The organism is Halosimplex halophilum (assembly GCF_004698125.1).
Lineage (GTDB): Archaea > Halobacteriota > Halobacteria > Halobacteriales > Haloarculaceae > Halosimplex > Halosimplex halophilum.
On the sequence record NZ_ML214297.1, the window covers coordinates 544,674 to 564,523 of the forward strand.

Sequence of the window (19,850 nt, forward strand, 5' to 3'; positions counted from 1 at the left end):
CTGGCCGCCTCCCGTTTTCCCGCCCCCAGCAGTCCTGCACGAGCGACAGCGCCGTGACGGTCGCCGGGATCCGGAGCGGCCGTCCGGGCTCGCCGTGTGCTCACCGTCCGGACCGCCGGAGCGCGTCGAACAGGACCGTCCACGCGAGCGCCGACAGCCCCACGTCCCGGACGAGCACGTCGACGAAGAAGCCGCCCTCGACGACCGCGGCGACGGCGAGGTAGGCCGTCGTGGCCGACAGCGAGACGGCCGCGACGCCGGCGGCGAAAGCGGTCGCCCTGTCGGCGACGATCGCCGCGCCGAACCCCACCTCCAGGACGCCGTTGACGAGCATGAACGTCACCGGCGAGACGACCAGCCACGGCGCCAGCCAGCCGGTGACGTACGCCGCCCACACGCCCGGCGCGAGCAGTTTGTGGACGCCGGCGAGCAACACCATCGCGCCGAGGCCGACGCGGGCGACCGACAGCGGTGCCGGCGTGTAGTCGGCGAGTCGAGCCGCTGTCGTCCGTGACATACCCGGGCGATAGGGACGCGTCGACTAATGGGCACCGGCGGCGCCGGCGGGTTCCTGCGACCACTTTACCGCGACCGCCTTACCGCGACCACCCTACCGCGACAGCAACACCATCACCGCACCGCCGCCGCCGACGCTCACTCCCGTCGGCGCCGGCGGTCTCACACAACCGCCCTACCGCGATAGCAACACCATCACCGCACCGCCGCCGCCGACGCTCACTCCCGTCGGCGCCGGCGGTCTCACACAACCGCCCTACCGCGATAGCAACACCATCACCGCACCGCCGCCGCCGACGCTCATCCCCACAACTCCGAGATCGTGGTCCTCCCGAACCATCGCGTGGGCGGTCGTCGTCGCCAGGATCCCGCCGCTGGCGCCGATGGGGTGGCCCAGCGCCACCGCGCCGCCGAGCGGGTTCAGCCGCTCCTCCGGGATCCCGAGCCTGTCCCGCACGTAGACCGTCTGGGCGGCGAACGCCTCGTTGACCTCGTAGTGGTCCACGTCGTCGACGGCCAGGTCGTTTCGCGCCAGTAGCTTCTCGATGGCGTCGCCGACGGCCTGGGAGAACTCCGCGGGGTCGCGGTAGGCGACGGCGTAGTCCTCGACGTGGACCATCGGCCCGAGCCCGTGTTCCTCGGCGGCCTCCGCGCTGGCGAGGACGACGCCGCCGGCCCCGTCCGCCAGCTTCGAGGCGTTGCCCGGCGTGATGGTTCCGTCCTCGCGGAACGCCGCGGGCAGCCCCCTGAGCCGGTCCAGCGAGGTGTCGGCCCGCGGCCCCTCGTCGGTGGTGACGAGCCGGTCGTCGACCTCGACCGGGACGAGTTCCTCGTCGAAGCGGCCCTCCTCGATCGACTCGGCCGCGCGGCGGTTGCTCCGCAGCGCGTAGCGGTCCTGGGCCTCGCGGGTGATGTCGTGAGCCTCGGCCAGCCGCTCGGTGAGTTCGCCCATGTGGGCGTCGTAGCCCACGTCCCACAGCGCGTCGAAGATCATCGAGTCGACCAGCTCGGTGTTGCCGTGACGACGGCCCTCGCGCAGCTCCCGGAGGAGGTACGGCGCGTTCGACATCGACTCCATCCCGCCGCCGACGGCGATGTCGACCCGACCGGCCGCGATGCGGTCCGCGGCGAGCGTGATGGCGCGCAGTCCCGACCCGGACGCCTCGTTGACGGTCGTCGCCGGCGTGTCATCGGGGAGCCCCGCCCGCGTGACCGCCTGCCGCGCGGGGACCTGTCCGACGCCCGCCTGGACGGCGTTGCCCAGCCCGACCCAGTCGATATCCCCGGCGTCGACGCCGGAGCGGTCGACCAGGTCCTCCAGCACCGTCGCGCCCAGCTCCGGCGCGCGCACGTCCGACAGCGACCCGAGCATCGCGCCGTGGGCGGTCCGCGATCCGTCGACTATCACTACGTCTGTCATGTGTCAACAGTTCGCGCGGCTCCGTCATCGGTGTTTCCCCGGAGTGACCGGAACCGCCGTCAACGGGCGAGACGCTTCGAGAACAGGAGTCGCGGTCGAGAAGCGGCCGAACGCCGCCAGTCACTCCTCCTCGGCGGCCTCGCGCAGGTCGGACAGATGGGTCCGGACGACCCGGAGGGTCGCGTCGGCGTCGGCGTAGCCGTCGTCGTACTCGGAGAGCGCTGCGTCGGTCTTCTCGAGGAACTCCTCGACTGCCGCGTACAGGTCGTCGGACATATCCCCTGTTCCGGCCGGCGGGCGGATAAATACCCGAGAACCGACCACGGGACTGCCGGACCGTGGGACTCCGTCCCGAACGGGGGCAAGCGCTTTTCCGCTGGCCGGGCCCCATCGGAGTATGTCCGATCTGTTCCCCGAGCGCGTCGAGACCGAGCGGCTCGTCCTCGAAGCGGCGACGACGGAGACCGTCGACCCGCTGGACCTGTACGAACACGTCCGCGAGGGCGCACCGCACGTCGACGAGGTGACCGAGTACGTCACGTGGGACCCCCACGAGACGCCCAGAGAGACCGCGGAGTTCCTCGAACTCGTGACCGACGAGCGCGAGAACGACGAGGGCGCGACCTACGTGGTCCGGCCGAAACCCGGCGAGGACGGCGCCGGGGAGCTCGCCGGTCTCTCGGGCATCAGCGTCGACTGGGACCGGAAGACGGCGACGTTCGGCGTCTGGTTCCGCAAGCGCTTCTGGGGCCGGGGCTACTCCGGCGAGCGCGCGGCGGCGCTCATGGGGGTCGCGTTCGACCGGCTCGACCTCGACGCCGTCGTCGTCTGCGTCCACGCGGGCAACGAGAAGTCCCGGACAGCGGTCTCCCGGTACGTCGAGGCCCACGGCGGCCACCACGAGGGCCTGCTCCGGAACTTCGAGGTGAACCAGGACGGCTCCGTCGCCGACGTACACCGGTTCACCGTCACCGCCGCGGAGTACCGGGCGGCGACCGACGACGGCGAATAATGGGCCGCGAGAGGGAGTAGTAGGCAACCGCGAGAGCGATCGCGACTCGGCGACCTCGGCGACTTCGGCGGTGCGTCAGGCATTTGTCGGCCGGGCGCCGAGAGGCGAGCGATGGACCCCGAGTACCGCGACCGGGCGGTCTACCTCGACGGGACGCTCGTCCTCGCGGACACCCACTTCGGGAAGGGCGAGGCTTCGACCGTCGAGTTCCCCATCGGCGCCGGCGAGGACTGCGTCGGGCGCCTGGAGGAGTTGCTGGACCGCTTCGACCCCGAGGAGGTCGTCTTCGCGGGCGACGTGTTCCACTCGTTCGACTACGTGCCCGACTCGGCCGAGGCGGCGCTGTCGGGGGTTCGGCGGGCGGTCCGCGAGGCGGGCGCGCGCCTCGTCGTCGTCGAGGGCAACCACGACACGATGCTCGACGCGGCGTACTCGGGCGAGCTCCACGACGAGTACGAACTCGACACCGACGGCGACGAGACCGTCGTGGTGACTCACGGCCACGAGGAACCCGATACGCCCGCCGACGCCTACGTCGTCGGCCACGACCACCCGGCAATCGAGATCGAGGGGCAAAAACGACCCTGTTTCCTCGTCGGCGACGGCGCCTACCGCCGCTCGGACGTGCTCGTCGTCCCCTCGTTCAACCGCCTCGTCGAGGGCGTCTCGGTCAACGGTCGGGTCGGGACCGCCCGGCCGGAGCTGTCCCCCGTCGTCACCGGCGTCTCGCAGTACCGACCCGTGGTGTTCGACGCGGAGAGCGAGGAGACGCTGCGGTTCCCGCCGCTCGGACAGTTCTCGCGGATGCTGTGACCGAGCCGCCTGCTATCCCGGACGCTCGTCGGACCCGTCTCAATCGGTAGTTTCGGGCGTCCCGGTTGCGACCGGCGTCCCCGCGCATTGCTCGTTCGGGTCCGGGACCGAGTTCTTCCAGAATATCGTCGACTCCTCGCCGACTTCGAGGTCGTAGTGGATGTAGTTCCCGTTCGCCAGTCCCTCGGAATCGACCTGCTCCCAGCCGTCGCGGCCCTCGACGCGCGCCCTGATGAGGAACGGCGCCGGCTCGGCCGGCCACGTCCGCTCGATCCACTTCCGAGCGACGCCCGACTCGTCGTGCCCGGCCAGTTCGAGCGTGTCCCACGCAACGAGTTCGTCCGCGCGCTCGACGATGACGTGGACGGTCCGGGCCTGTGCGGCGTCGTTGGTCACGCTCACGCAGCCGAGTATCGGATCGCTCGGGCCGGTCGAGAGACAGCCGGCGGTTCCCGACAGCGCCGCCGACCCCGCGACCGAACCGAGCACGTCGCGTCTGGAGGGCACGTTCGAGGTGACAGCCACCCGACAGAAGTGTGTTGCGGTCGAGGCGCGGTGGTCCCGTCGCTGTCGGGTCGGAAAACGGGGGAGAGGTGGACTGGTCGGTCTACGCGAAGGTGCGCGAGACGTCCTCGTCCTCGTCCTCGGCCTGGATCTTGTCCCAGGCGTCGAGGAAGTCCTGCATGCGGACCTCGGTGCGGTCGTCGCGGATGGCGAACATCCCGGCCTCGGTGCAGACGGCCTTCACGTCGGCGCCCGACGCCTCGCCGGTCAGATCGGCCAGCTCCGCGAAGTCCAGGTCGTCGTCGAGGTTCATGCTACGGGTGTGGATCCTGAAGATCTGCTCGCGGCCCTCCACGTCGGGCTTGGGCACCTCGATCAGGCGGTCGAACCGGCCCGGGCGGAGGATGGCCCGATCCAGCATGTCGAAGCGGTTGGTCGCGGCGATGATGCGGACCTCGCCGCGCTCCTCGAAGCCGTCCATCTCGGAGAGGAGCTGCATCATCGTGCGCTGGACCTCGGCGTCGCCGGAGGTCTTCGAGTCGGTTCGCTTGGCCGCGATGGCGTCGATCTCGTCGATGAACAGCACGCTGGGCTCGTGCTGGCGGGCCAGTTCGAAGAGGTCGCGGACGAGCTTGGCGCCCTCGCCGATGAACTTGTGGACGAGCTCGGAGCCGGCCATCTTGATGAACGTCGCGTCCGTCTGGTTGGCGACGGCCTTGGCGAGCATCGTCTTGCCGGTGCCCGGCGGGCCGTGCAGGAGGACGCCGCTCGGCGGGTCGATGCCGACCTCCTCGAACATGTCGGGGTTCTGCAGCGGCATCTCGACGGTCTCGCGGACCTCCTCGAGCTGGTCCTCGATGCCGCCGATGTCCTGGTAGGTCACGTCCGGGGACTCCTCGACCTCCATGACGCGGGCCCGCACGTCCGTCTCGTCTTCGAGGCTCTTGACGATCGACAGGGAGTTGTTGACGGCGACACGGGAGTCGGGTTCGAGGTCGTCGCGCATCTCCTCGGTGACCTCGGTGATGGCCTCCTGGTTGTTGCCGTGCTGTTTGATGATGACGCCGTCGTCGGTCAGCTCCTGCACCGTGGCGACGAACAGCGGCGACTGCTTGAGCTTCTTGTTCTCGTGGGTCAGCCGCTCCAGCTTCTGCTGGTACTTGTTGTTCTCGGCGTTGGCGTCCAGCAGCTTGTCCCGCATCTCCTCGTTTTGCGATTCGAGCACCTCGAGGCGCTCCTCCAGGGCCTCGATCTTCTCCTGCTGGGAGGCGTCGTCGTCGTACGGCAGGTCCACCTCGTCCACGGTGTCGGTCATTACACCTCTGCTAGCGGATGGGATAATAAGAGGTTTCGGGTCGGTCCGGTCACTTGCCGATCGGAGGGATATCCCGAACGTCCGGCGCTGTCCCCCGATTCTCCCGGTATCGTCGTGTGATATGTTAGCGCAGTCGGACCGGCCCCGGCTGACCGGCACCGGCCGCGCGGTTCTTGCCGATAGATTCTCGGAGGTAATTATTCGAAACGGGAAATATTATTAGTCTGTATCCGAAAGCGACAGTCACGATGAGCACGTCCGAGACTGCGGAGGCGGAATCGGCGGCCGAAGAGGGCTGGGACGCCGTTCGCGACCTGCCCCCGAGCGCGAAACTGGTGGCAAAGACCCTGGAGTACAACGACGCGCTGACCCAGAGTCAGCTCGCCGAGGAGACGCTGCTGCCCCCGCGGACCGTCCGCTACGCGCTGAACCGGCTCGAAGACGTCGACGTCGTCAGCTCCCGGTTCTCCTTCGCCGACGCCCGCAAGCGCATCTACACGCTCGATATCGAGTAGTCCCGCTCCCCGACCACCGCCGCCCTCCCCGCCCTTCCCCGTTTTCTCGCCGCTCCGTCGGCCGGATTCGCCGGACCGCGTGGTAGGTCGACCGTACCCGACGGGAGTACTTTCACCGCGCTCGCGACACCTCTTTAGGCCGGGGTTTCGTACCCCGCCGTAGATGACGCGCGTGATACACACCGGGGACACCCACCTCGGCTACCGGCAGTACCACCGGCCGGAGCGCAAGCGGGACTATCTGGACGCGTTCCGGCAGGTGGCCGACGACGCCGCCGCCGACGACGTCGACGCGGTCGTCCACGCCGGCGACCTCTTTCACGACCGGCGCCCGACCCTCGACGACATCATGGGCACCCTCTCGGTCCTGCGGACCCTCGACGACGCCGGCGTCCCGTTCCTCGCCGTCGTCGGCAACCACGAGGCCAAACGCGAGGGCCAGTGGCTCGATCTCTTCGAGTCGCTCGGGCTCGCCACCCGGCTGGGCCCCGAGCCGGTCGAACTGGGCTCGACCGCCTTCTACGGACTCGACTTCGTCCCGCGCTCGAAGCGGGAGGGCTTCGAACTGGACCTCGAATCGCACGACTCCGACCACGCCGCCCTGGTCACGCACGGCCTGTTCGAGCCGTTCGACTTCGGCGAGTGGGACCCCCGCGAGCTGTTCGAGACGACCGAGGTCGAGTTCGACGCGCTCCTGCTGGGGGACAACCACCACGCCGAGACCGCACAGGTCGACGACACCTGGGTCACCTACTGCGGGTCGACCGAGCGCACCAGCGCCGCCGAGCGCGAGGAGCGGGGGTACAACGTCGTCGAGTTCGACGGCGAGGTGGACGTGCGCCGCCGCGGGCTGGACACCCGGGAGTTCGTCTTCGTCGACCTCGACCTCGGCGAGGGCGAGGGCGTCGAGCGCGTCCGCCAGCGCGTCGGCGAGTACGACCTGGAGGACGCGGTCGTCGTCGTGACCATCGACGGCGAGGGCGAGCCGGTCACGCCGGCCGCCGTCGAGGAGTTCGCCCTCGACCGCGGGGCGCTGGTCGCCCGCGTCACCGACCGCCGCGAGACGGCCGAGGAGAGCGAGCGGGAGGTGTCGTTCGCCGACCCCGACGACGCCGTCCGCGAGCGGGTCCGCGAACTCGGCCTCAGCGAGGCGGCCCGGTCGCTCGACGAGACCGTCCGCGCCAGCAAGGTCGCCGACTCCAACGTCGACGACGTGGTCGAAGACCGGGTCGCCGACCTCGTCGAGGACGGCGACCCCGCGGCCTTCGAGTCGGTCGACCCCGAGGAGCGGGAGGACGAGTCCGAACCGGCGGAAGGCGACGGCGACGGAGAACCCGCTTCCCCAGCGGCCGACGACGAGACGGTCGCGGCGAGCGCGGCGGCCGACGGCGGCGACCCCGCAGAGGAGTCCGGCGACGCCGGCGGCGAAGCGGAAACCGAGACCGACCCGGACGCCCGGGAGGACGGGGCCCCCGCGGAAGACGGAGCCCCCGCGGAGGACGGGGACGGCCAGGCGACGTGGGGTGAATTCCAGTGAGGTTCGAGCGCGTCAGGCTCTCGAACTTCAAGTGCTACGACGACGCGGACGTGCGCCTCGACCGCGGCGTGACGGTCATCCACGGGCTCAACGGCAGCGGCAAGTCCTCGCTGCTGGAGGCCTGCTTCTTCGCGCTGTACGGCGCGAAGGCGCTGGACAACACCCTCGACGAGGTGGTCACCATCGGCGCCGACGACGCGGAGGTCGAACTCTGGTTCGCCCACGGCGGCGAGTCGTACCACATCGAGCGGCGCGTCCGCGCGACCGGCGAGCAGGCCCAGACGGCCAAGTGCGTGCTCGAAGGCCCCGACGGCACCGTCGAGGGCGCCCGCGACGTGCGCGGCTACGTCGAGGAACTGTTGCGGATGGACGCCGAGGCGTTCGTCAACTGCGCGTACGTCCGGCAGGGCGAGGTGAACAAGCTCATCAACGCCTCGCCGGCCGAGCGCCAGGACATGCTCGACTCGCTGCTCCAGCTGGGCAAACTGGAGGAGTACCGCGAGCGCGCCAGCGACGCCCGCGTCGGCGTCGACCGCGTCCGCCGGGACAAGCGCGGCTCGCTCTCCCAGCTCGACGACCAGATCGAGGCCAAGGAGGACGAGGATCTGCACGCCCGGCTCAACGACCTCCGGACGGACCTCGAATCGGTCACGTCCGACATCGAGCGCTTCGAGGACCAGCGCGAGAAGGCCATCGAGACGCGCGACCAGGCCCAGGAAGTCCTCGACAGCTACGAGGAGAAACGCGAGGAACTCGACGAGGTCGAGTCGGACATTGAGGAGCTGCGCGAGGCGATCTCCGACACCGAGCGCGACCGGGAGGAGCTGGCCGAGGAGATCGCCGACCACCGGGAGCGTCGGGAGACCCGCCGCGAGGAACTCGGCGACCTGCTCCCCGAGACGGAACTGGCGGGGAGCGCCGACGACCCGCCCGACCCCGCGGCCGTCGACTCGCTGCTCGACGACCTCGCCGAGCGCGACGACGAGCTACAGGAGACGCTGCAGGAGGTCACCGCCGACGTGTCCCAGCACAGCACGCAGGCGGAGAACCTCCGTGAGACGGCCGACGACCTCGGATCGCAGGCCGAGGCCAAGCGCGAGCAGGCCGACGACCTCGAATCGGAGGTGGCCGAGACGCGCGAGGAACTCGCGGACCGCCGCGAGAAGATCGACGAGCTGGGCGAACGCATCGAGTCCCTGCAGTCCGAATTCGACGACGCGCCCGTCGCGTTCGGGGAGGCCGAATCGTTCCGCGCGGAGGTCGCCGACGAGCTGAGCGAGGCCCGCGAGCGGGTCGCCAGCCTCGAATCCGACGTGTCGAACCAGCGCGACCGGATCGAGGAGGCCGAGGAACTGCTGGACGAGGGGAAGTGTCCCGAGTGCGGCCAGGACGTGGACGGGTCCCCCCACGTCGAGTCCATCGACGACGACCGCGAGCGCCTCGCCGAACTGGAGGCCGGCCTCGAAGCGGCCCGCGAGCGCCGCGACGACCTCGAAGACCGCCTGGAGCGCGCCGAGGAGCTCGTCGAGGTCGAATCGGAGGTCCGTGAGTGCCGGACGAACCGCTCGAACGTCGAGCAGCTGGTCGACCAGCGCGAGGACGCCCTCGAAGAGAAGGTCGAACAGGCCGAGCGGCTCCGCGAGGAGACCGACGACCTCGAATCGGAGGTCGAGGAGAAACGGGCGGCCGCCGAAGAACACGAGGCCGATGCCGAGGAGTGTCGCGAGCGGGTCGGCGAGATCAACGCCGAGCGCGGCGAGATCCGCGAGCGCCGCGAGCGCCTGGAGCGGGTCGACGAACTGCTCGACGGGATCGCCGACGCGACCGACGCCATCGAGGGGCTACGCGAGCGGCGCGAGCAGCTCGAAGAGACCAACGACGAGCGCCGCGAGCGGCTCGCCGAGAAGCGGGAACGGCGCTCGGAGCTGCAGGAGGAGTTCGACGACGACCGGATCGAGCAGGCCCGCGAGCAACACGACAACGCCGTCGACTACATCGAGAAGGCGGACGCGAAGCTGGAGGAGCTGCGCGAGCGCCGCGACGACCTCCAGAGCGCGATCGGCGGGGTCGAGAACGAAATCGAAGAGCTCGAATCGCTACGCGAGCGCCGGGAGGAACTCGCCGAACGGGTCGAGCGGCTCGACTCGCTGTACGAGGAGGCCGAGCAGCTCCAGCGGATGTACGGCGACCTGCGCGCCGAACTCCGCCAGCGCAACGTCGAGAGCCTGGAGGCGATGCTCAACGAGATCTTCGACCTGGTCTACCAGAACGACTCCTACGCCCGCATCGAGCTCTCCGGGGAGTACGAACTCACCGTCTACCAGAAGGACGGCGAGCCGCTCGACCCCGAGCAGCTGTCGGGCGGCGAGCGCGCGCTGTTCAACCTCAGCCTCCGCTGCGCTATCTACCGGCTGCTCGCGGAGGGCATCGAGGGCGCCGCGCCGATGCCGCCGCTCATCCTCGACGAGCCAACCGTCTTCCTCGACTCGGGCCACGTCTCCCAGCTCGTGGAACTCGTCGAGGCGATGCGGGAGTACGGCGTCGAGCAGATCCTCGTCGTCAGCCACGACGACGAACTCGTCGGCGCGGCCGACGACCTGGTCCGCGTCGAGAAGGACTCGACGACCAACCGCTCGTCGGTTCGGCGGGAGCGGCCCGAGGACCGCCTCGCCGAGGCCGTCGAGGCCGACGACTGAAGGCGGCTACGCGGTTTCGACCGGCCGCCCGCGGCGGACGGCGTTGACCGCCGCGCCCAGCAGGACGACGATGCTGGCGAAGTACAGCCAGGTGACGAACACGAGGACGGCGCCGATCGCCCCGTAGGCGGCGTAGCGGCCGGCGTTCGACGCGTAGAGCCGGAACCCGACCTGGAGGAGCACCCAGCCGACGGCGGCGACGACCGCGCCGGGGAGCACCTCCGAGACGGACACCTCGACCGGCGGGAGCACGTAGTATATCGGCAGGAAGGCGAGCGCGAGGGCGGCGACCAGGACGAGAGTCCCGAAGACGTTGACGAGCGGGATCTCCAGCGGGAGCAGCGAGAGGGCGACGCCGACGGCGACGACGAGTCCGATGGCGAGCCCGATGCCGACGACCGTGACGAGGGCGTCGCGGATCTGGTCGAGCAGCGAGGCCTCCACGTCGTCGGTGTAGACCTCGTCGAACGCCTGGTCGAGGCCGCGGAACAGTTTCAGGGCGCTCCAGGTCAGCGTGACGAACCCGACGACGGAGGCGGCGCCGCGGCCGGTGGAGGCCGTGAGCGCCTGGGTCAGGCTCTCGGCGCCCGACGAGGAGAGCTGCTGGTCGGCCATCGCCACCACGCGGTCGACCAGGGCCTCGCCGCCGACGACCGACGCGACGACGACGGCGAGCAGCAGTATGGGGATGATCGACACGAACGCGTAGTAGGTGATCCCGGCCGCCAGAAAGGTGAGGTTGCGGTCGCGGGCGAGGGCGACGACGGAGCGGACGGTCGACATACAGCAGGTACCGGCCGCGAGCGGTTGAAAGCGGGGCTGGCGCAGGAAAGGGTCGCGCGGCTCGCGAGGCGAACGGACGGCGAACCCCGCGTCCGGGTTCGGACGGTCGGCGGCGGATACGTTCCATCCGTTACGTCGTCCGCCCCGTCGCCGACAGGCCGGCGACTCAGGCGATCGCGATCGAGTAGTTCGCCTCGATCTCGGTGTCGCCGTCCGTGACCCGGACGTGGAGGACCGACCCGAACAGAGTCTCGGACCTCGACAGGTCCGGTTCCGGGAACGTCACGGTCTCGGTCGCGGACCGGCCGTCGGCCTCGACGGAGACGGTGACCGTCGCGGGGAACGAACAGCCGAGCGGGACGGCCTCCTCGAACCGGGCGTCGTCCGGCGTCGCGGTCGCCGAGCCCGCCTGTGTATCTTCGGCCGGACCGAGCGACGGCGACGCGGTGAACACCGTCTCGCCCGCCCGGCGGACGGTGACCCCGGCGTCGACCGCCCTCGGTAGTTCGTTCTCGACGTGGCAGGTGGCGGGCTCGGCCCGGCACCACCACCCGAGCGCGTGGCCGACGCCGGCCGTCAGCGTCAGCGCGCCGCCGACGCTCCCCACGAGGACGGCGCGTCTGTTCCGGCGGACCGCGCCCGCCACCCCGTCCTCGGCGGGGTTCTCGCTCGCGGGTGAGACGCCGGATCTGCGGAGCAGCCGTCCCACTGTGATGCCGAGGACGTACAGGGCGGTGCCGACGCCGAGCGTCAACGCGACTGCGGGCGGGAGAAATCGGCCAAGGTCCGGTGGTGGCATCCCGACGTACGAGAAGAACCGCCAGGCGAACGCGTACATCGACGGGAACGCGGCCGCCCAGGCGGTGACGACGCCGCCCGACCACCGCAGTACGAGGTGGGTCAGCGCCGCGGCACCGACGAGATACGCGATCACCGTCAGTACCGCGAACCCCGGTCCCGTGCCGAGAACGGCGAGGAACAGTTCGAGCCCGACCGCGGCGGCGACGCCGACGGCGAACGCGACCGGGATCCACCGCGGACGCTCGCCGACGACGTGTGCCCACAGCCGGTCCCGGCCCATACCCACCGTCGCGAGCGCTGCGGTAAATGTCTTGGTCAGGGATCGGCCGCGTCCGGCCCGTCCGCGGCCGGGCCGTCGTCGCTCTCGACCGAGTCGTCGTCGCTCTCGACCGGGTCGTCACCGTCGCCGTCCACGTCCGCACCGCGCATCGCGGCCAGCGCCGTGCTCGTCCGCTCGGTCGTCTCGTAGCCGCGGACGCCCGCAGCGTCGGTCTCGGCCACCAGCCCGGCCGCACGGAACTCCGAGAGGAGGCCGTGCAGGTCGCTCTCGCAGAGGTCGACCGCGCCCGTCAGCGTCCGCACGTCGACGGGCGAGCGGGCGTCGATCTCCACCAGGAGTCCGAGCGAGCGGTCGTCGTGGACGGCGCTCGCCACGGCCCGGACCGGTTCGGGGACGGCGCGGCTGGCCGTCTCCAGCGGCGACTCGCCGTCGACGGGCTCCAGATCCTCGTTGGCGACGTGGCGGCGCTCTCCGGTCTCGGGGTCGCGCACGAGCGAGGCGTCGTCCGACTCCTTCAGCAGCACCAGGCGGCGGCCGGACTCGTCGCGGACCGTTCGCATGGCCGGCGGTAGCGGCCTCGCGGGGTTAGCGGTTCCGGTCGCGGCGACGAGGGTCGACCCGGTGTCGCCGGCGAGTCAGCCCTCGTCGGCTCCGGCGTCAGTTTCGAGGTCGACGCCGGCCTCGGTCCCGCCGTCGGGTGCGGGTTCCGGCGAGTCGGCGGCCCTGGAGCGCCGGAACGCGCGGTACTCGCGGACGCCATAGCCGAACGTGACCGCGCCGAGCGCGGTCAGCGGGCCGCCGACGCTCCAGTCGCCCCAGAAGTAGACGAACATCGGACCGACGGCGATCGAGAACAGCGCCACGTCGAAGACGAGGACGAGCCGCCAGAACGTCCGGCTCACCTCGGGGTCCACGTCCGCGTCGAACGCGTCGGACTCGTCGACCGCGCCCGCGTCCTCGCCCCCGTCCGCGCCGTCCTCGCCGGGGATCGAGACCGACGGGACGTCGACGCTCGGCACGTCCGGGCCGAGCGCGTGCTCGAAGCGCTCGTCGTCCCCCAGCAGGCCGCGCTCGTCGTCCGCCCCGTCCTCGGACACACCGGCGAGTTACGCGCTGGCGGACAAAAGGGTTCCCACTCGACGGAAAACCGGGCGCCAACCGGTCGCCCGGGCCGCTCAGACCATCTGCCCGAGCGCGACCGCGTCGTCGGCCTCGACCCACGCGAGGGGGTTCTCCGTGTGGAAGAGGACCACGCCGCCGTCGACCTCGTAGGCGTCCGTGGCGGCGACGCCGTCGGTGTCGGCCGGCCCGACTCGCACGTCCGCGGACGGCTCGCTCTCGGCACTGTCCGCCTCGCCGCGTCGCGTCGCGTGGTCCGTCATGGCTTCACGACCGGGTTTGGTACACCGTATCAAGTATCTTCTGCCTGCACCAACACTACCCGGCCCGCACTCAGGACAGACAGTAACTGTTGCAGTGAGCGGTCGCGGTGCGGTCGGCGCGCGCTGGAGCGCGCTCTCGTGCGCGCGACGACATCGCGCGAGGGATTCGCGACTCGCGTGTCGCGAATCGGCTGGGGAGGCTCGTGGCCGTCTGCGGTGCTGTGCGGGGCGGTCTGCGGTACTGTCCTGGTGGACTGAACGGGCGAGGCGGGCTCGCGTTTATCTAGTCGCCTGAGCGGGCCACTATCCGCGCGGGCCGTGCGGAGAGCGCGGATATCCCGCTCAGCGACCGCGAGCGCGCCGAGGGCTTTCATCGCTTGCTGTCCTCTGCGGTGTTGACTCCAGGTAGCGAGCGCGGCGAGGGTTTTCAGCGCTCACCGGCGAGTGCGGCCACTCCGAGACGACTTCCTTCCCCGACAAACCCAACAGAAACAACTACTCGATTCGCAACACGAACTGACAACTCACATCGGGTCCGAACGCTTAGGCCCGCGGGTACACTCTACTCCGAGTATGCCCGCCGACCTCGAAGAGAAGACCGACCGCTACGAACGGCTGCTCGCGGAGGCGCTCGACGCCGCCGAGGTGGCGCCGCCCGAGGGGACGCCGATGGCCGACGCCGCCGCCGAGTGCGAGGAGATGGCCCGCTCGTACCTGGAGGACGGCCGCCACTTCCGCGACGAGGACGACCCCGTCAACGCCCTGGCCTCCTTTTCCTACGGCCACGCCTGGCTCGACGCCGGCGCCCGGATCGGGCTGTTCGACGTGCCCGAGGAGGGCCATCTGTTTACAGTCTAAAACCGGGGTCGAGAGACCTCAGCCGATAGTGTCTCGGATCTGTGTGAGGTACGCTTCGAACCGTCGAGCTGGTTCTGGAGAGAAGTGTAGACGGCTTCGTCGTCGATGTCTGCGCCGTACTGATGTGTGAGGATGTTCCGGAGTCCGGCAGCGCGAGCCATCCGGTCGGCAGTGGCGTCGTCTAACACCGCTTCCGCTTCGAGGCGGCGGAACACGCTCCGATTCGTCTCCGGGACGGCAATGTCTCGCGACCGGAGTAGCATCTCGCCGATGTCGATACAGTCTTCGATCGCGGTCTGGAGTTCCCGTTCGACGACTGCGCGGTCCTCTCGGCTATCCCGGTACTCTTCGAACGACAGCGAATCGCGTTTTTCGGCGAGCACCTCGACCGCATCCCGGACGTACGACGCTTTCTCCACGATTCGCCGTCTCGTCGACTCGTCCATCCTACACCACTCGTCTGAGATCCCCGAGTATGTCGTCGAACGAGTCGAGCGGCGCGTCGTCGGCTTCAGAGTCCGGCGTCGCGAGCAGGTCGCGAGCCCTGTCGAGCGACCCGTACACGACCACCCCATCGCGACGGATCGAGCGCCGGAGTTCTGGCGGCGAGTCGGTGATCGGAACGACGTCGATGTCGTCGGTGCCGAGCGCGGCCGACAGCGCGTCGATCAGCGACAGGCGCTCGCGAGTCCGATCCGACGGGGAGTGTACGTCTTCGAACGCGACTCCGATGTCGATGTCACTCCGACTGTGGGCATCGCCGCGCGCGCCCGAACCGTAGAGGACTCCGACCGACACCGGAGCCGCGTCGAGAACACGGCGAACGGCGTCCAGATCTACCCCGGAGATCTCGTCTCGCCGCTCCATGCCTGACCGTTGCCAGCGGATGGTAATAAACGTTCGAGCAAGCGGGCGTAGGTCCTCGCTCCCGCGCCGCCCTTCGTGAAGCGGATCCCATCGATCCGTGTGTCGCCGGTCAACGTATCGACGCGACACCGCCCCCTCGCGAATTTCAGCCGTGATTCCTGGGGCTCCGGGTTTAAGTGACTCGCCGGGATAGTTGGAGTAACACCCTCAGGGGGGCACTCATGTCACGGGAAGCGACGGACGGACCGGGCGCGGACGGGCGGCTCGCGGCGTTCCAGCGGTGGCTCTCGCGGGCCGCCGGGGCGCTGGCGGGGTCGCGGATCCACGTCCCCGACTACGACCCGGCCCGGCACGGTCGGCTGGTCGCCGACGACCCGCCGAGCGGCGGCCGCGAGGTCGACCGCTACTGGCTCAACGCCCCCTTCGCCTACGTCTCCATCGCCTACGACGACGAGGAGAACGAACACCGCTACCGCGTCGTCGAACCGACCCTCGACGGGACCGAGCGCGAGTTGCTCGACCGGGTGTTCGACGACATCCGCGACCCGCTGCTCTATCGCGACGACGTGAGCGACGACCCCGCCGACGCCCTGCGCGAGGAGCTCCGCCTGCGCCTCGAGGAGTACGGCGTCTCCATCGCGACGGAGACGTTCTACCGGCTGTACTACTACCTCCACCGCTCTTTCCTGGGCTACGGCAAGCTCGACCCCGTGATGCACGACCCGCGCGTCGAGGACATCTCCTGCGACGGGTCCGGCCTGCCCGTGTTCGTCTACCACGAGGAGTACACCGACGTAGAGACGACGGTCGTCTTCGAACGGGACGAACTCGACGACTACGTCGTCCAGCTCGCCCAGCGCTCGGGCCGTCACGTCAGCGTCTCCGACCCCGTCGTCTCGACGACGCTGCCGGACGGCTCCCGGATCGAGCTGGCGCTCGGCGAGGAGGTGACGCCGCGGGGCTCGGCGTTCACCATCCGGAAGTACGCCGACGAGCCGTTCACGCCGGTCGACCTGATGAACTACGGCACCTACGACGCGCGGATGCTCGCCTTCCTCTGGCTCTGCATCGAGCACAACAAGAGCCTCATCTTCGCCGGCGGGACCGCGGCGGGCAAGACCACCTCGATGAACGCCGTCTCGATGTTCATCCCGCCGCGGTCGAAGGTCATCACCATCGAGGACACCCGCGAGCTCTCGCTGTACCACGAGAACTGGCTCTCGTCGGTCACCCGCGAGCGGATGGGCGACGGCGACATCACGATGTACGACCTGCTGCGCTCGTCGCTGCGCCACCGCCCCGAGTACATCGTCGTCGGCGAGGTCCGCGGCGAGGAGGCCATCACGCTGTTCCAGGCGATGAACACCGGCCACACCACCTTCTCGACGCTGCACGCCGACTCCGTGCAGACGGTCATCAACCGGCTGGAGAACGAGCCGATCAACGTCCCGCGGCCGATGGTCCAGAGCCTGGACGTGCTGAGCGTCCAGGTCCTCACCCGATCCGGCGGCGAGCGGGTCCGCCGCGCCCGGACCATCGCCGAGATCGAGGGCATCGACCAGCGGACGGGCGAACTCGACTACTCGAACACCTACAGCTGGGACGGCACCGCCGACACCTTCACCCGCAACAACAGCGAACTCCTGGAGGAGATCCGCGAGGAGCAGGGCTGGACCCGCGCCGAGTTGCTCCGCGAACTGCGCGACCGGCGGCGGTTCCTGACGTACCTCCGGGACAACGACATCACCGACTTCCGGCGGTTCACCGCGATGGTCAACAAGTACTACGCCGACCCCGACGAGGTGGTCGAGATGATCGACGAGGCCGACGTGACCGTCGACGAGGGGACGGGCCCGGACGCCGGGGCCGGGCCGGCGGTCGGTGAGGGCGCCGACCCGGCGGCGGGCGAAGGAACCGACCCGGCGACCGGCGACCAGCAATGAGTTCGGTCGTCGGGCTCGCCCCGCTGGTCGTCGCGCTGGGGCTGGCCGCGCTGGTCCCGCTGTCGTCGCTCCACTCCGGCCTCGACACCCGGTTCACCCGGACGGCGCGGCGCTACTTCGGCCGGTACGTCCCCGACGAGGCGCCCGACCGACGGCGGCGGCTCAGGGAGGCCTACGTCGACGAGACGTACCGCACCTACGCGGCGGAGACGTACCTCGTGACGGTCCTGGCCGCGACGGCGGGCGCGATCGTCGGCGTCTACGTCTTCGGCGGCGTCCTGCTCGTGCTCCCGGCGGTCGGCGAGTTCATCCAGGGGTTGCCCGACGCCATCGCGAACACGCTCGGGCGGCCGGAACTGGAGCCCGACCTGACCCCGAACCAGGTGTTCGGCGTGCTGACCGCCGGCGGGGCCGTCTCCGGACTGGCCGTCGCCGGAGTCGCCTACTGGTACCGCTGGGAGCGTCTCCGGAGTACCGCGGAGGTCCGCCGCCGGGGGATCAACGAGGGGCTGCCGCGGACGGTCGCGTTCGTCTACGCGCTGTCGCGGGGCGGGATGGCGACGCCGGCGGTGATGCGGACGCTGGCCGAGAACCGCGACGTGTACGGCCACGGGGCCGACGAGATCTCCGTCGCCGTCCGGGAGATGGATCTCTTCGGCCGTGACATCATCACCGCCGTCCGGTCGGTCTCGAAGCGGACGCCCAGCGAGGAGTTCAAGACCTTCAGCGAGAACCTCGCGAGCGTCCTCCAGAGCGGGCAGAACCTCCCCGGGTTCCTCCGCGACCAGTACGAGCGCTACCGCGAGGAGGCCGCCGACCGCCAGGAGGAGATCCTCGAACTGCTGGCGACCATCGCCGAGGCCTACGTCACCGTCCTCGTCGCCGGCACGCTGTTCCTGATGACGATCCTGCTCGTCTTCGGGCTGACGACGGCTCAGACCATCAACTTCCTTCGCCTGCTCGCCTACGTGATGATCCCGCTGGCCAACCTCCTGTTCGTGGTCTACCTCTCGGGGAAACTCGACCTGCTGGGCGTCTCCGGCGGGAGCGAGACCGGCGCGCTCGCGGCGTCGATCCGCGGCCGGAGCGGTCTCCCGGGCGCGGGCGGGTCCGGGACCGACCCGGCGGCCGAGGGGGAGGTCGCCGACGGTCGGACGGTCGACGGGGCGGGCACCGACTCGGCGGCCGACAGTCCCGTGACCGACGGCGGCTACACGGCGTCGTCGACACTCCGCGAGCAACTGGCGGCGTACGACTCGCTCGCCCGCGTCCGGGCGCTGTTCGACCGACCGGGACAGGCGCTCATGCAGCGGCCGACGGCGATCCTCTACGTGACCGTCCCGCTCGCGCTGCTGTCTATCGCGCTCCGGGCGCCGGACGCGGTGGGGGCCACCGGCGTCCAGGTCCGGGCGCTCGACGACGTGCTGATCCAGGCGGCGCTGCTGGTGGTCGGCTCGTTCGCGGTCGTCTGGGAGCTCTACAGCCGGCGGATCCGGAAGCTGGAGGCGGCGCTGCCCGAACTGCTCGAACGGCTCGCCAGCCTCAACGAGGCCGGGATGTCCGTCGTCGAGGGGTTCGAGCGCGTCCGCGAGAGCGACCTTGGCGTCCTCTCGGTCGAGGTCGACCGCATCTGCCGCGACCTGACCTACGGCGCGAACGTCGACGACGCGTTGCGCCGGTTCGGCCTGCGGGTCCGCACGACGGCGACGACCCGCGTCGTCACCCTCCTCACGAACGCCCTCCGCGCGAGCGGCGACCTCGCGCCCGTCCTGCGGATCGCCGGCGAGCAGGCCAACACCGAACTCAAGCTCCGGCGCAAGCGCCGCCAGCAGATGTTCACCTACCTGATCGTCATCTACATCTCCTTTCTGGTCTTCCTCGTCATCATCGTCGCCGTCCAGGAGGTGCTCGTGCCGAGCCTCCCGAACAACGTCCCGACCCCCGAGAACACCGACCGCCTCGCGGTCAACGTCGACGCCTTCGCCCGCTTCGGCCGGGTGAACAAGGCCGCCTACACCCTCGTCTTCTTCCACACGGCCATCGTCCAGGCGGTCCTCTCGGGGTTCGTCGCCGGCCAGCTCGGCGAGGGGTCGCTCAAACACGGCGCCAAACACGCGGCGGTCATGCTCGCGGTCGCCTACGGCGCGTTCCTGCTTCTGTCCTCCCCGGTCGCGCAGGTCACCTTCGACGACCAGACGATGGCCGGCGAGACCGTCACCGTCGACTCGGTGTCGCTCTCGGAGGGCGGCTACGTCACGGTCCGCGCCCGGAGCGCCGACGGCGAGATCGTCGGCCACAGCGGGTACCTCGCGGCCGGGGGCCACGAGGACGTGCGGATACGCCTCGAATCGACCTACAGCGACGAGATGGAGCTGTACGCCGTCCCGCACCTCGACACCGACGGCGACGAGCGGTTCGGCTACACCGGCGGGGCGGTCGACCGCACCTACCCCGAGGAGCGCACGCGGATCTACGACGTGGCGACCGTCCGGCGGCCCGGCACCGGCGGGACCCGGTCTCTCCAGCCCACCGCGGGACCGGCGGAACGGTCGAGACTGGCGGACCGGCTCGGGGTCGGCAGCTTTTAGACCGGCGAGGGACCTACCGA

Annotated in this window: 20 protein-coding genes; 8 read left to right on the forward strand and 12 right to left on the reverse strand. The window is 70.2% G+C overall.

Annotated features, from left to right (window positions below; translation table 11 throughout):
* Positions 1-100: 100 nt before the first annotated feature.
* The 3 genes from E3328_RS02845 to E3328_RS21720 form a co-directional block, all read right to left on the reverse strand.
* A complete protein-coding gene (locus E3328_RS02845; protein WP_135363110.1) occupies positions 101-517 on the reverse strand; it encodes a DoxX family membrane protein in 417 nt (138 codons plus the stop codon).
* 255 nt (positions 518-772) lie between these two features.
* The gene (locus tag E3328_RS02850; protein ID WP_135363111.1) at positions 773-1,936 is read right to left on the reverse strand and encodes a thiolase family protein; all 1,164 of its coding nucleotides are present in this window, start codon (positions 1,934-1,936) and stop codon (positions 773-775) included.
* A gap of 120 nt (positions 1,937-2,056) precedes the next feature.
* Complete coding sequence (locus E3328_RS21720) at positions 2,057-2,212, reverse strand: hypothetical protein (protein ID WP_167837278.1); 156 nt, start codon at positions 2,210-2,212, stop codon at positions 2,057-2,059.
* Positions 2,213-2,333: 121 nt separating this feature from the next.
* Here E3328_RS21720 and E3328_RS02855 point away from each other — a divergent pair, with 121 nt between their 5' ends.
* On the forward strand, positions 2,334-2,948 hold the full coding sequence (locus tag E3328_RS02855; protein ID WP_167837279.1) for a GNAT family N-acetyltransferase: 615 nt from the start codon (positions 2,334-2,336) through the stop codon (positions 2,946-2,948).
* A gap of 111 nt (positions 2,949-3,059) precedes the next feature.
* Positions 3,060-3,761 carry a metallophosphoesterase gene (locus E3328_RS02860; protein WP_135363112.1) on the forward strand — a complete coding sequence of 234 codons (702 nt, stop codon included), beginning with the start codon at positions 3,060-3,062 and terminating at the stop codon, positions 3,759-3,761.
* Positions 3,762-3,800: 39 nt separating this feature from the next.
* On the opposite strand, the gene E3328_RS02865 is transcribed toward E3328_RS02860, so the two are convergent.
* Both E3328_RS02865 and pan1 read right to left on the reverse strand, forming a co-directional pair.
* Positions 3,801-4,268 carry a hypothetical protein gene (locus E3328_RS02865; RefSeq protein ID WP_135363113.1) on the reverse strand — a complete coding sequence of 156 codons (468 nt, stop codon included), beginning with the start codon at positions 4,266-4,268 and terminating at the stop codon, positions 3,801-3,803.
* Between the two features lie 100 nt (positions 4,269-4,368).
* Entirely contained in the window at positions 4,369-5,580 is a 1,212-nt protein-coding gene (gene pan1 / locus E3328_RS02870; RefSeq protein WP_135363114.1) for a proteasome-activating nucleotidase Pan1, read from the reverse strand.
* A 248-nt stretch (positions 5,581-5,828) separates the two neighbouring features.
* Between pan1 and E3328_RS02875 the strand changes: the two genes are divergently transcribed.
* The 3 genes from E3328_RS02875 to rad50 all read left to right on the forward strand — a co-directional run bounded on the left by E3328_RS02875 (position 5,829) and on the right by rad50 (position 10,328).
* A complete protein-coding gene (locus E3328_RS02875; protein ID WP_135363115.1) occupies positions 5,829-6,095 on the forward strand; it encodes a MarR family transcriptional regulator in 267 nt (88 codons plus the stop codon).
* A gap of 163 nt (positions 6,096-6,258) precedes the next feature.
* On the forward strand, positions 6,259-7,632 hold the full coding sequence (mre11, locus tag E3328_RS02880) for a DNA double-strand break repair protein Mre11 (protein WP_135363116.1): 1,374 nt from the start codon (positions 6,259-6,261) through the stop codon (positions 7,630-7,632).
* Positions 7,629-10,328 carry a DNA double-strand break repair ATPase Rad50 gene (gene rad50, locus E3328_RS02885; RefSeq protein WP_135363117.1) on the forward strand — a complete coding sequence of 900 codons (2,700 nt, stop codon included), beginning with the start codon at positions 7,629-7,631 and terminating at the stop codon, positions 10,326-10,328. The genes mre11 and rad50 overlap by 4 nt, the downstream gene beginning before the upstream one ends.
* A gap of 6 nt (positions 10,329-10,334) precedes the next feature.
* Here the strand turns inward: rad50 and E3328_RS02890 are convergent, their stop codons facing one another.
* From E3328_RS02890 to E3328_RS02910, 5 genes are all read right to left on the reverse strand, one after another.
* A complete protein-coding gene (locus E3328_RS02890; protein ID WP_135363118.1) occupies positions 10,335-11,111 on the reverse strand; it encodes a YihY/virulence factor BrkB family protein in 777 nt (258 codons plus the stop codon).
* Positions 11,112-11,277: 166 nt separating this feature from the next.
* Entirely contained in the window at positions 11,278-12,192 is a 915-nt protein-coding gene (locus E3328_RS02895) for a hypothetical protein (RefSeq protein WP_135363119.1), read from the reverse strand.
* A 35-nt stretch (positions 12,193-12,227) separates the two neighbouring features.
* Positions 12,228-12,752: a DUF7346 family protein gene (locus tag E3328_RS02900; protein ID WP_135363120.1), complete on the reverse strand. Its 525-nt coding sequence runs from the start codon at positions 12,750-12,752 to the stop codon at positions 12,228-12,230.
* Positions 12,753-12,827: 75 nt separating this feature from the next.
* A complete protein-coding gene (locus tag E3328_RS02905) occupies positions 12,828-13,289 on the reverse strand; it encodes a DUF7322 domain-containing protein (RefSeq protein ID WP_135363121.1) in 462 nt (153 codons plus the stop codon).
* A gap of 78 nt (positions 13,290-13,367) precedes the next feature.
* Positions 13,368-13,574, reverse strand: coding sequence for a DUF7331 family protein (locus E3328_RS02910; RefSeq protein ID WP_135363122.1), 207 nt, complete (start codon positions 13,572-13,574; stop codon positions 13,368-13,370).
* 573 nt (positions 13,575-14,147) lie between these two features.
* Between E3328_RS02910 and E3328_RS02915 the strand changes: the two genes are divergently transcribed.
* On the forward strand, positions 14,148-14,432 hold the full coding sequence (locus tag E3328_RS02915; protein ID WP_135363123.1) for a DUF357 domain-containing protein: 285 nt from the start codon (positions 14,148-14,150) through the stop codon (positions 14,430-14,432).
* On the opposite strand, the gene hepT is transcribed toward E3328_RS02915, so the two are convergent.
* Positions 14,429-14,878: a type VII toxin-antitoxin system HepT family RNase toxin gene (gene hepT / locus E3328_RS02920; RefSeq protein WP_167837280.1), complete on the reverse strand. Its 450-nt coding sequence runs from the start codon at positions 14,876-14,878 to the stop codon at positions 14,429-14,431. The genes E3328_RS02915 and hepT overlap by 4 nt on opposite strands.
* A 1-nt stretch (position 14,879) precedes the next feature.
* Positions 14,880-15,299, reverse strand: coding sequence for a type VII toxin-antitoxin system MntA family adenylyltransferase antitoxin (mntA, locus tag E3328_RS02925; protein ID WP_167837281.1), 420 nt, complete (start codon positions 15,297-15,299; stop codon positions 14,880-14,882).
* 221 nt (positions 15,300-15,520) lie between these two features.
* Here mntA and E3328_RS02930 point away from each other — a divergent pair, with 221 nt between their 5' ends.
* Both E3328_RS02930 and E3328_RS02935 read left to right on the forward strand, forming a co-directional pair.
* Entirely contained in the window at positions 15,521-17,242 is a 1,722-nt protein-coding gene (locus E3328_RS02930) for a type II/IV secretion system ATPase subunit (RefSeq protein ID WP_135363126.1), read from the forward strand.
* A complete protein-coding gene (locus tag E3328_RS02935; RefSeq protein WP_135363127.1) occupies positions 17,239-19,830 on the forward strand; it encodes a type II secretion system F family protein in 2,592 nt (863 codons plus the stop codon). Before E3328_RS02930 ends, E3328_RS02935 begins: the two co-directional genes overlap by 4 nt.
* The last annotated feature ends 20 nt before the right edge of the window (positions 19,831-19,850 follow it).